We start from the raw sequence: 14,730 nt of genomic DNA on the forward strand, positions 1-14,730 counted from the left end.
AGGGCAGGGATGAGCACCACCGCACCGCACTCGCAGACCCTGTCGCGGGGCATCCGGATGCTGGAGATCCTCGCTGAGTCGACCTCCCCGATGACGATTGCCGACGTCGCCGCGGCGCTCGGGGTGCACCGGTCGATCGCGTACCGGATCCTGCGGACGCTCGAGGACCACGGGCTTGTTGTGCGTGACGGCGCCGGGGCAATCGAGCTCGGGCCGCGGCTGGCGGCGCTCGCGCGGAGCGTGTCGCGGGACCTGCAGGCGGCGGCACTGCCGGAGCTGACCCTGGTGGCGAACGAACTGCGGATGACCGCGTTCGTGTCGGTGCTGGACCAGCACGATGTCGTGACGCTGGTCAGCGTCGAGCCGCGGCACGCGCAGGCGACGGTGGTGCGGCGGCCGGGCACGCGGCATCCGCTCTCCCGGGGCGCGCCCGGACTGGCGATCCAGTCGATGTTGACCCCGGCCCAGTGGCGCGCGCTCGAGTCGGAGCACGAGCGGCCGGAGGCCGAGCTGGCCGCAGCCCGGGGCTATGCGACCAGTCACGACGAGGTGATCGCCGGGCTGTCGTCGGTCGCGGTGCCGCTGGCGATCGCCGGGCAGTCGCCGGCAGCGGTCGCGGTGGTCTACGTCGCGGCAGGCGAGGACCAGGCCGCGCTCGCCGCGCGCCTAAGCGCGGCCGCCCGCACCATCGCGTCCGAGCTGCAGTAGCTCGCGCGCGGCAACACCCGCACCAACAGCTCATCGAGTCGGGAGCTATTGCCCTTCTCACGCCCGCAAAACGGCTTTTCCTCCCGACTCGATGAAGGGCTTGACTGCCGATCCCGTAAGTGGTGGGATCGTATATTATTTCGTACACCAATGGAGGTGGCATGGAACCGCTGGCCCGCGTCGAAGCGCTCCTGGGGTCTCGTCCCGGCAAGGTCATCGCCGTGCACCTCAACTATCCGAGCCGGGCCGCGCAGCGCGGTCGCACGCCAGACCAGCCGAGCTACTTCCTGAAGCCGTCCACCTCGCTCAGCCCAAGCGGCGAGTCGATCGAGCGGCCCTACGGATGCGAGCTGCTCGCCTTCGAGGGCGAGATCGCCCTGATCATCGGCGCGCGCGCGCGACGCGTGCATCCGGATGCGGCGTGGGCGGCGGTTGAATCCTTGACAGCAGGGAACGACTTCGGCGTGTACGACCTGCGCTGGGCCGACAAGGGCTCCAACGTGCGGTCGAAGGGCGGCGATGGGTTCACCCCGATCGGCCCGGCGCTGATTCCGGCCGACCAGGTCGACCCGCGCTCACTGCGTGTGCGCACCTGGGTCAACGACGAGCTTGTGCAGGAGGGCACGACCGCCGACCTGCTGTTCCCGTTCGAGCAGCTCATCGCGGACCTGTCCCAGCTGATGACCCTCGAGCCTGGCGACGTGATCCTCACGGGCACACCCGCCGGGTCGACCGTGGTGCAGCCCGCGGATGTCGTCGAGGTCGAGGTCGACACCGAGGGCTGGTCGACCGGGCGGCTGGTCACGCCGGTTGTGGCGGGTGCGGTGCCGTTCGCGTCCTTTGGCGCCGGCCCGGTTGTGGATGACGCGCAGCGCGCGGAAGCGTGGGGCTCCGCGGAAGCTGCCGGGGTCTCGGCGCCGCTGGTTGAGGGATCGCGAAGCGATCGTCTCGAGACCAGCCCCGAAAGCGCACCAGTCTCGACAGGCTCGACCACCGGTGGCACCCTCTCCCCCGAGCTCCGCGAGAAACTCGCATCCGTCGGCACCGCAACCCTCAGCGCGCAACTGCGCAAGCGCGGTCTCAACACCGTGAGCATCGACGGCGTCACGCCGACCAGACCGGGCCAGCACATGATCGGCCTGGCTCGCACGCTGCGCTTCATCCCCGCCCGTGAGGACCTGTCGCAGCAGTTCGGCGCCGGTTTCACCGCGCAGAAGCGCGCGTTCGATTCGCTCAACGCCGGCGACGTGCTCGTCGTCGAGGCCCGCGGCGAGCGCGGCACCGGCACCGTCGGCGACCTGCTCGCCCTCCGCGCCCAAGTGCGCGGCGCAGCCGGCATCGTGACCGACGGCGGCGTGCGCGACTTCGCTGTCGTCAGTGAACTGGACATCCCCGTCTTCCACGCCGGCGCACACCCGGCCGTCCTGGGCCGCCGCCACGTGCCGTGGGAAACCGATGTCACGGTCGCCTGTGGAGGAACGGCCGTCCAGCCCGGCGACGTGATCGTCGGTGACGCCGACGGGGTGATCGTGATCCCGCCGTCGCTGGTGGAGGAAGTCGTTGACGACGCCATCGAGCAGGAGCGCCAGGAGCGGTTCATCGGCCAGCAGATCGAGGCCGGCGCGTCCGTCGATGGCCTCTACCCAATGAATCAGGACTGGCTCGCCAAGTACCGCGAGTGGACGCCATGACGGCCACCGTCAGCAAGTCGCAGCTCGCCTACCGCACCATCAAGGAGCGCATCAGCGACGGCTCCTATAGCCCCGGCTACCGGCTGGTGCTCGGGCGCATCGCCGAGGAACTCGGCGTCAGTGCGGTGCCGGTACGCGAGGCGATCCGGTTGCTCGAGGCGGAAGGGCTCGTGCAGTTCGAGCGCAACGTCGGCGCGCAGGTCGCGATGCTCGACCCGACCGAGTACCAGGTCACCATGCAGACCCTCGCGCTGGTGGAGGGGTTCGCGACGGCGGTGTCCGCTCCGCACATGACCCCGGATGATGTCGCCCGAGCCCGCGCGATCAACGACTCCATGGCGCTGACACTCGAGCACTTCGACCCGGCGACGTTCACCCGCCTGAACCTGGACTTCCACGCGGTGCTGTTCGAGAACTGCCCCAACCCTCACGTGCTCGACCTGGTGCACCGCGGGTGGGCCCGGATGCGGGCGCTGCGGGAATCGACGTTCAGCTTTGTTCCCGGGCGGGCGCGGGAATCGGTCGCAGAGCACGCGGAGCTGCTCGACCTGATCGAGGCGGGCGCGGATGCGCTAGAGCTAGAGCTGGCGGCACGGAATCACCGGCTGCGGACGCTCGATGCGTTCCTCGCGCACTACGGGGCACCGGATGGGGTCTCGACAAGCTCGACCACCGGAGAGGGAGAACGATGAAGTTTCGCAGTGACCCGAGCCAGATCCGCGGATCAATCGCGCCGGTCATGTCGCCTTTCCTGCCCGACGGCTCCCCCGACCTTGAGAGCCTCGAGAACCTAATCCGCTGGCAGCTCGCATCCGGAACCCACGGCATCTCGATCGGCGGCTCCACGGGCGAACCGAGCGCGCAGACCATCGAGGAACGCGCTCAGTCCATCGAACTCGCAGCGCGGGTCATCGACGACCGCGTGCCGTTCATCCCTGGCACGGGATCGGCCAAGCTCGACGAGACCCTCGAACTCACCCAGCGCGCGCAGGATGCCGGCGCCGATGCGGCCCTCATCATCACGCCGTACTACGCGCGCCCGACCCAGGAGGCGCTGTACCGCTGGTACAAGACGGTCGCCGACGAGTTCCCGGACCTGCCGATCGTCGCCTACAACGTACCCAGCCGCACCGCGGTCGACATCGCGCCGGAGACCGTCGCCCGCCTGTTCCGTGACGTCGACAACTTCGTCGGCATCAAGGAGACCACCAAGGACTTCGAGCACTTCTCCCGCGTGATGCACCTGTGCGGGCCCGAGCTGCTGGTCTGGTCCGGCATCGAGCTGCTGTGCCTTCCACTGCTCGCGCTCGGCGGTGTCGGGTTCATCAGCGCCACCTCGAACATCGCCCCTGTCGCCCATGCGCAACTGTACGAAGCATGGGCAGCGGGCGACCTCGCACGCGCTCGCGAACTGCACTACGGTCTGCACCCTCTCGTGGACCTGCTGTTCGTGGAGACCAACCCTGCGCCAGGAAAGTGGGTGCTCGAGCAGCGCGGCCTGATCCGCTCCGGCTACGTCCGCCCGCCACTGATCACGCCGACGGATGCCGGCATCCAGAAGATCCGCACCCTGCTCGACGAGGGCGGCAACCTACTCAGCCCGGTCGACGACTTCCAGATTGGAGCGATGCGATGACGCACCACACTCCGGATGGCCTGCCGGAGCACATCCGGCACTTCATCGACGGCGAGTTCGTCGACAGTCTCGACGGCGCCACCTTCGACGTGCTCACCCCGCTGACCAACGAGACCTACACGCAGGCGGCATCCGGATCGGCGGCCGACATCGACCGCGCGGTCGCTGCGGCGAAGCGCGCCTTCGATGAGGGACCGTGGCCGAAGATGGTGGCGCGCGACCGTTGGCGCATCCTGAACAAGATCGCTGACGCGGTCGAGGCGCAGGACGCCCGGCTCGCCGAGCTGGAGACATTCGACACCGGCCTTCCCATTTCCCAGGCCCTCGGCCAGGCGCGGAGGGCGGCGGAGAACTTCCGGTTCTTCGCTGACCTGATCGTCGCGCAGACCGACGACACTTTCCGGGTGCCCGGTAAGCAGCTCAACTACGTGCACCGCAAGCCGGTTGGCGTGGCCGGGCTGATCACCCCGTGGAACACCCCGTTCATGCTGGAGAGCTGGAAGCTCGCGCCCGCACTCGCCGCCGGCTGCACCGTCGTTCTCAAGCCGGCCGAGTTCACCCCGCTGTCGGCCAGCCTGTGGGCGGAGATCTTCCGCGAGGCTGGGGTCCCGGATGGCGTGTTCAACCTGGTCAACGGATTCGGCGAGACGGCCGGCGATGCGCTCGTCAAGCATCCGGATGTGCGCCTCATCTCCTTCACAGGCGAGACCACCACCGGGCAGACCATCTTCGCCAACGCCGCCCCGCACCTGAAGGGGCTCTCGATGGAGCTGGGCGGCAAGTCGCCTGCCATCGTCTTCGCCGACGCTGACCTCGACGCCGCGATCGACTCGACCCTGTTCGGCGTGTTCTCGCTGAACGGCGAGCGCTGCACCGCGGGCAGCCGAATCCTGGTCGAGCGCTCGATCTATGACGAATTCGTCGAACGCTACGCCGCCCGAGCGCGCAGCATCGTCGTCGGCGACCCGCACGACAAGAAGACCGAGGTCGGCCCGCTCGTGCACCCGGAGCACTACGCCAAGGTGATGTCGTACGTCGAGCTCGGCAAGGACGAGGGCCGGCTGGTCGCCGGCGGCGGACGCCCGGACGGCGTGGGCGCAGGCAACTACGTCGCGCCGACCGTGTTCGTCGACGTTGCCCCGGATGCGCGGATCTTCCAGGAGGAGATCTTCGGCCCGGTCGTCTGCATCACCCCGTTCGACACCGATGCCGAAGCGCTCGCGCTCGCCAACGCGGTCAAGTACGGGCTCGCCGCGTACCTCTGGACGACCGACCTGGAGCGCGCGCACGAGTTCGCGCACGGCATCGAGGCCGGCATGGTGTGGCTGAACTCCCACAACGTGCGCGACCTGCGCACCCCGTTCGGTGGGGTGAAGGCATCCGGACTCGGGCAGGAGGGCGGCTACCGCTCGCTCGACTTCTACTCCGAGCAGCAGGCCGTGCACATCTCGCTCGGCCCAGTACACACCCCGCGATTTGGAGCATCCGTATGAGGGCACCTGACATCATCCGCGCCGCCTACGCCGAGCTGATCGTCACCGACTTGGCGGCATCCCGCCGCTTCTACGTCGACGTGCTTGGACTGGTAGTCAGCCACGAGGATGAGCACTCGATCCACCTGCGCGCCTTCGAGGAGTACCTGCACCACTCGCTCGTGCTGCGCCAGGGCCCTGTGCCGGCGCTGGCCGCGCTGGCCTACCGAGTGCGCTCCCAAGACGAGGTCGAGGTCGCCGCCCGCTATTACGAGGAGCTCGGGTGCCGCGTCGAACGTCGCCCGGCGGGCGCTCTCCTCGGCGTCGGCGCCGCGGTTCGGGTGGAGGATCCGCTGGGCTTCCCGCTCGAGTTCTTCTACGACGCCGAGCATGTCGAGCGGTACACGCGCCGGTACGACGCCCACGGCGCGGGCGCGATCAGCAGGCTCGACCACTTCAATGTGGTGACTCCGGACATCCCGACCGCCGTGCAGTACTACCAGGACCTCGGCTTCCGAGTGTCAGAGGACATCCAGGACGAGGACGGCACCATCTACGCATCCTGGCTGTTCCGCAAGCCGACGGTGCACGACATCGCCCTCACCGGCGGAGACGGACCCCGGCTGCACCACATCGCCTTCGCGACTCACGAGCGGGACCAGATTCTGCACATCTGCGACAAGCTCGGGGCGCTGCGGCGGTCCGATCACATCGAGCGCGGCCCCGGTCGGCACGGCGTCTCGAACGCGTTCTACCTCTACCTGCGAGATCCGGATGGTCACCGCATCGAGATCTACACCCACGACTACTACACCGGTGATCCCGACAACCCGGTCGTCACGTGGGACGTGCACGACAACCAGCGTCGCGACTGGTGGGGAAACCCGGTGGTCCCGAGTTGGTACGCGGAGGCATCCGTTGTGCTCGACCTCGACGGCAACCCGAGGCCACTGGTCGAGCGTGCGGAAGAGCGCGAGGCGGATGTCACCATCGGCGCCGACGGTTTCTCGTACACGCGCAAGGGTGAGGAGATGCCGGAGTACAAGCTGGGCAATCAGCTCTGAGCGGCTTTGCTGGTTGAGGGATCGACGAAGTCGATCGTCTCGAAACCAGCGTCCAGTCCGGCGCGCGGCAAGTTCCTTCACAGTCGGATAACAGCGGCGAGTTCTACCTTCCGGTTGCGAGCATCGGTCGAGCTCGCTTCGAAGGCGAAGGAGCCAGTGATGTCTGAAACCAACCCCTCCGGCATGTCGGAGCAGGATCCGAAGCAGGACGCCGGCGTGGACGAAGGCGGCATGGACACGAGTTCTGAGCTGGATGAGGGCGCGGGCGCGGCGATGGGCGATGCCCTCGGTGACGCCATGGGTTCCGGTAGCGGTGGTGGACTGGATGACAGGGGCGACTCTGGCGTCGATGAGGACGAGGAGTCCTGATGTCGGACCCGAATACGTCCCCGGGGCCGCAGGAAGAAGAGGCCGAGAACTTCGACGACTCGTTGGTCACGGATGAGCGCAGCGGCGCGGCCAACACCGACGAGGATGCTGCGATCGGCGACGAGGTGGAGAACGACGAGGACCTGGGCGCTCGCGGCAACAAGCCGCTAGAGGGCATCTGACTCGCTCGTTGCGCGGGTGCATCTTCCATGCGCTGGTCCAATTCGACCCGCGCGAGGAAGTTCGACCCGCGCGAGCGCGACCACGGTCCGACTCACTCCCCCGGGTACCAGACCCGTGTGCCGTCGACCCGCGCGAACGACGTCAACGTGTTCGGCTTGACCGATGTCTCGCTCATGATGTCGAGCACCTCGACGCCGCGCACCAGCAGCGCATCCCCGACCAGCGACCGGTGGCAGCGCCACGGCACCGCCTCCGCGCACATGATCGCCACCGTCTGCTTCTCGGCGAGCGAGACCAGCCGGTCGACGGCATCCGCAAACTCGTCCGTCTGCATGTAATCGGCGTAGCCCCGGAACGACTGGTTGCGCCACGCGGTGTTGATGCTGTCCTCGCTCGTCTTGCGCAGGCCGCCGAGCTCCTTGACCCACTGGTAGTCGATGCCGGTATCCGGAAGCGCGGTCTCGAGCGCCGCCTGCCCGAACTGCGGGTTGTGCCGCGAGCCGGGAACCGTGCGCACGTCGACGAGCCGTTGCACCGTGTTGGCGCGCAGCATTCCCACGAACTCGTCGAACGGATGCGTCGAGTGTCCGATCGTGAACACCGTGGTCGCCATGCTGTGACGCTAACCGGTTTCCCTCCGCAAACTCTCAGGCAGTGACAAGCACTCGACTCTATGGTGACGATTCCACGAGCACCCGAGCTCGGATGCTCCCAATACGGAAGGAGCACGCTGTGGCACGCACCGACTCCTCGCCGCACGCGAGGTCAAAGCGCCCTATTTCGCCGATAGCCGGACCGTATGGGCATCCGTTCCACCCGCTCATGGTGACGATTCCGATCGGGACCTGGGTGGCCAGCTTCATCTTCGATATCGCTGCCTTGACCAGCGACGACCCGCACGCGTTCGTGCGCGGCGCTGTGTGGCTGATAGGCATCGGCATCATCGGCGCGATCGTCGCGGCCGCTCTCGGGGTGATGGACTTCCTGACGCTGCAGCGTGGCACAAGGGCCTATCAGATGGCACTCACCCACATGCTCATCAACGTCGGCGTGCTGGTGCTCTTCATCATCAACTGGTTCATCCGCCTCGACGATGACTACGAAGCGCTCAACATCGTCGGATTCGTTCTGTCGATCATTGCGCTGCTGGCGCTGTCGGTATCGGGATGGCTCGGCGGCATGCTCGCGTACCACTACGGTGTGCGCGTGGCGGACGAGTCCACTCAGGCGGCAGATGGTTTCCAAAACCGCTGACGTCGTTGTCATCACCGGCGCCTCCAGCGGCATCGGGCGCGCGACCGCGCACGAGTTCGCCGAGCGCGGTGTGCGACTGGTGCTCGCCGCGCGGGATCCGGAGGGACTCGACGCGGTGGTCGCTGAATGCACTGAGCGTGGCTGCAATGCGGTCGCGAAGATTACGGATGTCAGTGACGAGACCCAGGTCCAAGCGCTGGTTGACCGGGCGGTCGCCCAATTCGGGCGGATCGACGTGTGGGTGGGCGCCGCATCCGTTTACGCATTCGGGTCGGTGGAACAGCTGCCGCGCGAGGTGTTCCGGCAGTTGGTGGAGACGAACTTCTTCGGCCAGGTGTATGGGGTGCGCGCGGTGCTGCCGCACATGCGTCGCGTGGGTTCAGGCACCATCATTCTGATCGGATCGGTGTATTCGAAGACCACGGCTCCCTACGTGTCGGCGTATGTAGCGTCGAAGTTCGCGACGTTCGGCTTCGCGCAGTCGCTCATGCACGAGTTGCGCCGCACCGGCATCTCACTATGCATGGTGCTGCCGGCGACGATCGATACCCCGATCCATCAGCATGCGGCGAATGCGACGGGGCAAGTCGTGAAGCCGATTCCGCCGATCGCGTCACCGCTGCGGGTGGCGCGGGCGATCGTGAGGCTGTCGAACCGGCCGCAGCCGGTGACGGTTGTGGGCTCGGTGCAGGGCTCGCTGATCTGGTTGCAGCAACTCGCGCCCGGAACATACTCGCGGGTGATCACGGCGATGTGGCATTGGCTCGGGCTGCGCGGCGGGTCGGTGCCGATGTCGCCGGGCACGGTGTTTGAGCCGGACCCCGCGTCCAACCAGCTGACGGGCGGATGGCGTTCGCCCCTCGCGCGCGCCGGCTTCGCCCTCGGGGCGGTGGCCGCGGTCGCACTGGCTGTCGGGCGCCGACGCCGCGCCTAGCCACGACCCCGCTGGTCCCGGCGACCACCCGCACCTCCGCGGGCAGCGCGACGTCTTTCCCGACGCTCGCGCTCCTGTTCCTTCAACTCTCGCCTGCCCGCAACCAGCAGCTCCTGAATATGACCCAATTGGTTTCCCTCGCATTCAACGCACACCATCCCTCCGTACACGATGCGGTCACGCAACTGGCCTGCGAAACGCAGCTGTTCAATCCGGGTGAGCGTGTCGATCTGCTTCCAGTCGTCGAGCAGGAAGGCGACGAGCCCCCACAGCACGCCGGCAGCACCGACGATGTGGAGCACGGAGTAGCGAGGGTCGAGTATTCGCTCGAGCGTCAGCACCGCATGGAGCTCCTCGGTACCGTGCTCGTAGATGTCCTTGAGCAGGCAAAACCCGAAGCGTTCATGCACTGCAAGCATCCGCTTGCGCACGGCGTCGCTCTCTCCCTCGAGGCGCTCCGCGAAGAACGGGGTCAGTATGTCGAGAGCCGGTGGCGATTCGATTTCCATGCGGCGACTGTCTGCCTGACCGCCGACACGCGCGCCCTCGGACAGCCGAGAGTGTGGATACCGATCAGGGAGCTGCCCCTCTGAAGGAGTGGACGGCGCTAGCCGCCCCGGCCGCGGAATTCGTCCATCGATCGATACACGCCGAACCACTTGCCGCCGATGGTGTCCCAGGCCCGGGTCGGCAGGATGCCCCGCAGCAGCTTGGACAGGTTCACCGACCACGGCAGGTACAGCAGCGGCTTACCGGCGAGCATCGCCCGCCACGCCCGGTCGACCGCGAATTCCGGCTTCATGATCGGCGTCAGCACCGGGCCGCGCGCGCCGGAGAACATGCCGGTGTCGATGTAGCTCGGCGCGAACGTCGTCACCTTCACGTGTCGATGCCCGGCCTTCACCAGCTCGAGCCGCACCGAGTCGCTCCAGCCGATGACCGCCCACTTGGATCCGGCGTAGACCGCCATCCGCGGATTCGACAGCGTCCCCGCCGCCGACGCCACATTCAGGATGCGCGCCTCGCGCCCACGCTCGATCATCCCTGGCAGGAACGCGCGCGTCACCTGCATTGGCGCGAGCGCGTTGATCGTCATGGTGAACTCGGTGTCGCGCTGCGGGTCCTGCTGCCAGAACCAGCCGCTGCGCACGACTCCGGCGTTGTTGATGATGATGTCCGGATGCGCGCCCTGCGCCGCCAGGTCGGCCGCGGCCTGCTCGATCTGGTCGAGCTTCGACACATCCACGACCTGTTCGATGACGGTGGTTCCGGATGCGGCGAGCGTCTCGCGAGTGGCAGCCAGGGCATCCGGGTTGATGTCCCAGAGGACGACCGTCGCCGCGCCCTCGCTCGCGGCTCGCTGCGCATAGAGCCGCCCCATGCCCATGCCTGCACCGGTGATCAGCACGGTCTGGCGGGCGGCGGCCTTCATGCGTTGAGGCTAGCGGCAGTCAGCGGATCAACTGGGCACGCGGGTGCCGCTCCCATTGACCGTCGGCCGTCAGTGCGGTGCCATCCAACCTTTCGGCGAGAGCCAGGCACAGGCGATCAGCCAGCGACAGCCCGGCCCCACGCCGCCAATCGGCGGCAGCCCGCTCAGCGTCCTCTGCGGTGACCGGTTCAACGCGTAACTCAAAACTGGTGAGCAGAGCACGAGCGAGTTGCCAGTCACCGCCAGCCGCGATCACTTTTTGGGCGACTTCGGACCAGTTCGCAGCACCGCAACTGCCTCCAGCGTCCAAGGCCGCCCGCACAACATCGTGCCCCGGTTCGCCACGGAGGTATGCGAGGAGCGCGGACGCATCGAATACGTTCACGACTGGTCTTCGGTGGCTGCCGCACGACGTCTTTCTTCGATGAGCTCCTTCACGACGTCCTTGCCCGCGAGCTGGTCACGAACCAGCTTTTCCAGTTCGTCTCGCTCGGTTAGGACGACACCGTGTTCGGTCTCGATAGCGACCAAGGTGGTGCCTTCCGTCCAATTGCGTCGCTGCCGGAGATCCGCGGGAAGCACCAACCGGCCGCGATCTCCCACACGCATTGCCGATGTCCCACTCATGTCCCGATCGTACCATCCAGTCTTGCGAGCTACCCTCCGCGCGAGCGAGGCGGAGCCGGCAGCCGCTGGTTGAGGGATCGCGAAGCGATCGTCTCGAAACCTGCAGCGTGGTTTCGAGACGATCGGCCTGCGGCTGATCCCTCAGCTACCCGCCACTACCGCCGGTCTGTGCCGATGAACACCTGCGAGCGCTCGTTGGAGAGGTAGTCCTGCACCCACGTGAGAATGGCGCGCACCTTCTGCCACCATCCGGACAGCAGCGCCACGTGCACCGCGAGCCAGGCGATGAACGCCGGGAAGCCCTGCATCCGGAACCGGCGCCGGCCGAGCTCGGCGACGGCCGCACCGCGCCCGACCATCGCCATGAAGCCCTTGTCGAGGTAGCGGAACGGCTGCCGCGGCTGCCCCTTCAGGTCGGCGACGATGTTCTGCGCGGCCCAGATCCCGGATTGCTTCGCCACCGAACCCAGTTGCGGCAGCGCGGTGCCGTGCGCGTCGATCATGTTGGCCGAGTCGCCGAGCACGTAGACGCCAGGGAAGCCCGGCACGCTCAGGTCCATGCCGACGTCGACTCGGCCACCGCGACCCTGCGGCAATCCGGAAGCCTGGATGATCGGCCCCGCCTTCAGCCCGCCCGCCCACACGACCAGCCCGCTCGGGATAGTGGTCTCGTCGGCGAGGGTGACCCCCACCGGGCTGACCTCGGTCACGCCGACGCCGAGTCGCAGGTCCACGTCGACCTCGCGCAGCCGTTTCTCCGCGTACTTCTGGTTTGGCTCGGCGAACGCGCTGAGCAGGTTGGGCACCATGTCCACGAGGTGCACATGGCAGCGGGCCGCCAGGTCGGGCGAGAAGTACTCCGGCACCACGTACTTGAAGGTCTCGGCGAGGGCGCCGGCGGTTTCCACGCCGGTCGGGCCGCCGCCGACAATCACCGCGTGGAGGTCTCCGCTCTGCGGTTCGCGGTGGGCATCCTCGAGCAGTTCCACCATCCGCGCGCCGAAGTTGATGGCGTCCTTCACGGAGTAGAGCGGGTAGGCGTTCTCCTCGGCGCCGGGGGTGTTGAAGAAGTTCGGCTCGGCGCCGGATGCGACCACCAGCACCCGCGCGGTGAAGGTGTCGCCGTCGGCCGTGGTGACGGTGCGGGCCTTCGCGTCAATCGCGGTGACGTCGGCGTGCAGCACGGTGACCCAGCGCCGCTTGCGGGTGATCGAGCGCAGCGGGCGGGCGACATCCGAGACCCCCAACTGCGCGGTGGCGACCTGGTACAGCAGCGGCTGGAACTGGTGGTAGCTGTTGCGGTCAATCAGCAGCACCCGCACGCCGCGGCGGGACAGTCGGGTGGCGGTTTCAACGCCGGCGAATCCTGCGCCGACAACGATGACGGGGTACTTGGTTCGCATGCGGCGGACGCTACGCGCGCGAGCCGTGAGCGCCCTTGGCGTTTGCGACTAGTCGTCAGGGAACCCTCGTTTGCGGATGTCGCCACCCCTGTTGTGCAGGACATTCGATTGCTTTCGGGCCGGGATCCCAATGGATGCGTTGCTGAAGACCCGAATGTCCTGCACAACAAGGAATGTCCTGCACAACGGGGCGGGCCTGCCGATACCGGTGGTCGAGCCTGTCGAGACCCGTCAGTCCTCCGGGAACACCCGCTTGTACTTGCGCCCGTCGCCCAGCTCGACCGTCTCGGCGCGCAGGGTGCCGCGGCTGACCTGCAGGTAGATCGCCTGCGGCGTCACCCCAAGCTTCTTCGCCGCCTCCGACACCGACATCCCGGGCAGGTCGGTGGGCACGCTGCTCGGTCGCGCGGCGCGCTTGCGTCCGGCCTGGTGGCGAGCGGCGATCTCCTCGTCGCTGCCCTGCCAGCGCCACTTGGCGGCTGCAGGCTTGAGGCCGGCGGCGGATGCGATGTCGTCCCACGAGCTTCCGGATGCGACCGCGTCGCGCACCGCGGTCAGCGTCGCCGGGTCCTCCTCCAGCGCAGCGAGAGCCGACCGGATGTCGCGGAGCCGCGCCAACGCATCCGGAACCGCCCCGGAATCACCCTCGACAACCCGCTCGAGTGCGACGCGCGTTTCGTCCGACAGGTACGGCATGCAGCGATCGTAGCCAGCCGCGCTCAGGCCGGCATGATCTCCTTGCCGAGTGGGGCGAGCGAGACCGGCACCATCTTGAAGTTCGCGATGCCGAGCGGGATCCCGATGATGGTGACGCACAGGAGGAAGCCGCTGACGATGTGCCCGATGGCGAGCCAGATGCCGGCGAGCATCACCCAGATGACGTTGCCGAGGAATGACCAGGCGCCGGCGTCCGACCGCTGTACGACCCGGCGGCCGAACGGCCACAACGCGTACATGCCGACGCGAGCGGAGGCGATGCCCCACGGGATGGTGATGATGAGAATGAACATCAGCAGCGCGGCGAACATGTAGCCGAGCCAGAGCCAGAAGCCCGAGAAGATCAGCCAGATGATGTTGAGGATGGTCGACATGGTGCTTCTCAGTCTGGCAGTCCGCGGCGGGTGGCGGAGGCGAGCCCTACCCATCGCCCGTCCGACCTGTCACAGTTGAACGACGTGAGCCGCGGCATCCGGGCGAGGAGTGACGATGAAGTTCATGATCATGGTGTTCGGCGATGAGGCGGACCTGCGCGAGAAGTCGCCCGGCTGGATCGAGCGGGTGACCGCATTCATGGCGCACTTCGATGACGAGATCGCGCAGACCGGGGAGCTCGTCTACTCCGAGGTGCTCGAGTTCGGCTCGAAGGCGACGCTCGTCGACCGGCACGGTGGGCTGCACGCCGGCACGTTCAGCGGCACCACCAAGCCGCTGGCCAGGTTCTGGGTGGTGACCGTTCCGGATGAGACGCGCGCGCTCGAGCTGGCGGGTCACGTCGCCGAGGCGGTGGAGTCGGCGGTCGAGGTGCGGCAGGTGATGGAGGGGTCGCAGCGGCCGTAGTGTGAGCCGGCCGCCTCGGGTGCGGCCCTGCCGCCTTCATGTACCGCTCCAGCGAGTAGTGGTTGTAGGCCGACACCGCAATCACGACATTGGAGTCACGCCAGTCGAGCACGATCAGCCGCATCGTGGCGGTCGGTCCGAGCACCACGTGCACCGGTGAGATCCACGCGCGCTGGAACAGGGGCGCAGCATCGATGTGTTTCCGGTCCTGGCAAGCGGTCGCCTTGGCGGGATCCAGCTGGACGTTGAGGGCGTACCCGGCGAGGCGGCCCACTGTCACCACAGACTCCCCGAACACCTCGATGCCGTCCCGGTTCCGCAGCACGTCGACGATCTCCTTCGCACTGCGACCGACACCTGGCTCCCTCGCATCCGAGCAGTCAGCCGCTGCCACAAACAC

Annotated in this window: 19 protein-coding genes; 11 read left to right on the forward strand and 8 right to left on the reverse strand. The window is 67.5% G+C overall.

All coding sequences use genetic code 11. The annotated features are described in order from the left end of the window. Positions 1–9: 9 nt before the first annotated feature. From IRG63_RS02305 to IRG63_RS02340, 8 genes are all read left to right on the forward strand, one after another. Positions 10–708: an IclR family transcriptional regulator gene (locus IRG63_RS02305; protein WP_193509092.1), complete on the forward strand. Its 699-nt coding sequence runs from the start codon at positions 10–12 to the stop codon at positions 706–708. Positions 709–869: 161 nt separating this feature from the next. After that, a complete protein-coding gene (locus IRG63_RS02310) occupies positions 870–2,399 on the forward strand; it encodes a fumarylacetoacetate hydrolase family protein (protein ID WP_193509093.1) in 1,530 nt (509 codons plus the stop codon). After that, positions 2,396–3,091, forward strand: a complete 696-nt coding sequence (locus tag IRG63_RS02315; RefSeq protein ID WP_193509094.1) for a GntR family transcriptional regulator — start codon at positions 2,396–2,398, stop codon at positions 3,089–3,091. The genes IRG63_RS02310 and IRG63_RS02315 overlap by 4 nt, the downstream gene beginning before the upstream one ends. Further along, positions 3,088–4,035: a 4-hydroxy-tetrahydrodipicolinate synthase gene (gene dapA, locus IRG63_RS02320; RefSeq protein ID WP_193509095.1), complete on the forward strand. Its 948-nt coding sequence runs from the start codon at positions 3,088–3,090 to the stop codon at positions 4,033–4,035. Before IRG63_RS02315 ends, dapA begins: the two co-directional genes overlap by 4 nt. Then, positions 4,032–5,528, forward strand: a complete 1,497-nt coding sequence (gene hpaE / locus IRG63_RS02325) for a 5-carboxymethyl-2-hydroxymuconate semialdehyde dehydrogenase (RefSeq protein WP_193509096.1) — start codon at positions 4,032–4,034, stop codon at positions 5,526–5,528. Before dapA ends, hpaE begins: the two co-directional genes overlap by 4 nt. Next, positions 5,525–6,571, forward strand: coding sequence for a 3,4-dihydroxyphenylacetate 2,3-dioxygenase (gene hpaD / locus IRG63_RS02330; RefSeq protein WP_193509097.1), 1,047 nt, complete (start codon positions 5,525–5,527; stop codon positions 6,569–6,571). Before hpaE ends, hpaD begins: the two co-directional genes overlap by 4 nt. Positions 6,572–6,730: 159 nt before the next feature. Further along, positions 6,731–6,940 carry a hypothetical protein gene (locus tag IRG63_RS02335; RefSeq protein WP_193509098.1) on the forward strand — a complete coding sequence of 70 codons (210 nt, stop codon included), beginning with the start codon at positions 6,731–6,733 and terminating at the stop codon, positions 6,938–6,940. Next, positions 6,940–7,122: a hypothetical protein gene (locus IRG63_RS02340; RefSeq protein ID WP_193509099.1), complete on the forward strand. Its 183-nt coding sequence runs from the start codon at positions 6,940–6,942 to the stop codon at positions 7,120–7,122. Before IRG63_RS02335 ends, IRG63_RS02340 begins: the two co-directional genes overlap by 1 nt. 92 nt (positions 7,123–7,214) lie before the next feature. Here IRG63_RS02340 and IRG63_RS02345 read toward each other — a convergent pair whose 3' ends face one another. Further along, positions 7,215–7,736, reverse strand: coding sequence for a DUF488 family protein (locus IRG63_RS02345; RefSeq protein WP_193509100.1), 522 nt, complete (start codon positions 7,734–7,736; stop codon positions 7,215–7,217). Positions 7,737–7,855: 119 nt separating this feature from the next. Here IRG63_RS02345 and IRG63_RS02350 point away from each other — a divergent pair, with 119 nt between their 5' ends. Both IRG63_RS02350 and IRG63_RS02355 read left to right on the forward strand, forming a co-directional pair. Beyond that, positions 7,856–8,377, forward strand: coding sequence for a DUF2231 domain-containing protein (locus IRG63_RS02350; RefSeq protein WP_349236084.1), 522 nt, complete (start codon positions 7,856–7,858; stop codon positions 8,375–8,377). After that, the gene (locus IRG63_RS02355) at positions 8,358–9,311 is read left to right on the forward strand and encodes an SDR family oxidoreductase (protein WP_193509101.1); all 954 of its coding nucleotides are present in this window, start codon (positions 8,358–8,360) and stop codon (positions 9,309–9,311) included. The genes IRG63_RS02350 and IRG63_RS02355 overlap by 20 nt, the downstream gene beginning before the upstream one ends. On the opposite strand, the gene IRG63_RS02360 is transcribed toward IRG63_RS02355, so the two are convergent. The 7 genes from IRG63_RS02360 to IRG63_RS02390 form a co-directional block, all read right to left on the reverse strand. Next, positions 9,308–9,820, reverse strand: coding sequence for a hypothetical protein (locus tag IRG63_RS02360; protein ID WP_193509102.1), 513 nt, complete (start codon positions 9,818–9,820; stop codon positions 9,308–9,310). The two genes, IRG63_RS02355 and IRG63_RS02360, sit on opposite strands and share 4 nt — an antisense overlap. 98 nt (positions 9,821–9,918) lie before the next feature. Beyond that, positions 9,919–10,743, reverse strand: a complete 825-nt coding sequence (locus IRG63_RS02365) for an SDR family NAD(P)-dependent oxidoreductase (RefSeq protein ID WP_193509103.1) — start codon at positions 10,741–10,743, stop codon at positions 9,919–9,921. Between the two features lie 19 nt (positions 10,744–10,762). Continuing rightward, on the reverse strand, positions 10,763–11,128 hold the full coding sequence (locus IRG63_RS02370; RefSeq protein WP_193509104.1) for a PIN domain-containing protein: 366 nt from the start codon (positions 11,126–11,128) through the stop codon (positions 10,763–10,765). Continuing rightward, positions 11,125–11,274, reverse strand: coding sequence for a hypothetical protein (locus IRG63_RS13670; protein WP_227411699.1), 150 nt, complete (start codon positions 11,272–11,274; stop codon positions 11,125–11,127). The genes IRG63_RS02370 and IRG63_RS13670 overlap by 4 nt, the downstream gene beginning before the upstream one ends. A 251-nt stretch (positions 11,275–11,525) precedes the next feature. Then, positions 11,526–12,773, reverse strand: coding sequence for an NAD(P)/FAD-dependent oxidoreductase (locus IRG63_RS02380; protein WP_193509106.1), 1,248 nt, complete (start codon positions 12,771–12,773; stop codon positions 11,526–11,528). Between the two features lie 231 nt (positions 12,774–13,004). Continuing rightward, complete coding sequence (locus tag IRG63_RS02385) at positions 13,005–13,469, reverse strand: hypothetical protein (protein WP_193509107.1); 465 nt, start codon at positions 13,467–13,469, stop codon at positions 13,005–13,007. A 23-nt stretch (positions 13,470–13,492) separates the two neighbouring features. Continuing rightward, positions 13,493–13,864, reverse strand: a complete 372-nt coding sequence (locus tag IRG63_RS02390; protein ID WP_193509108.1) for a YccF domain-containing protein — start codon at positions 13,862–13,864, stop codon at positions 13,493–13,495. 115 nt (positions 13,865–13,979) lie between these two features. Here IRG63_RS02390 and IRG63_RS02395 point away from each other — a divergent pair, with 115 nt between their 5' ends. Continuing rightward, a complete protein-coding gene (locus IRG63_RS02395; protein ID WP_193509109.1) occupies positions 13,980–14,330 on the forward strand; it encodes a YciI family protein in 351 nt (116 codons plus the stop codon). Positions 14,331–14,730 lie beyond the last annotated feature (400 nt).

The sequence above is a fragment of the Cryobacterium sp. BB736 genome, assembly GCF_014980265.1.
In the GTDB taxonomy this organism is placed as follows: Bacteria; Actinomycetota; Actinomycetes; order Actinomycetales; family Microbacteriaceae; genus Terrimesophilobacter.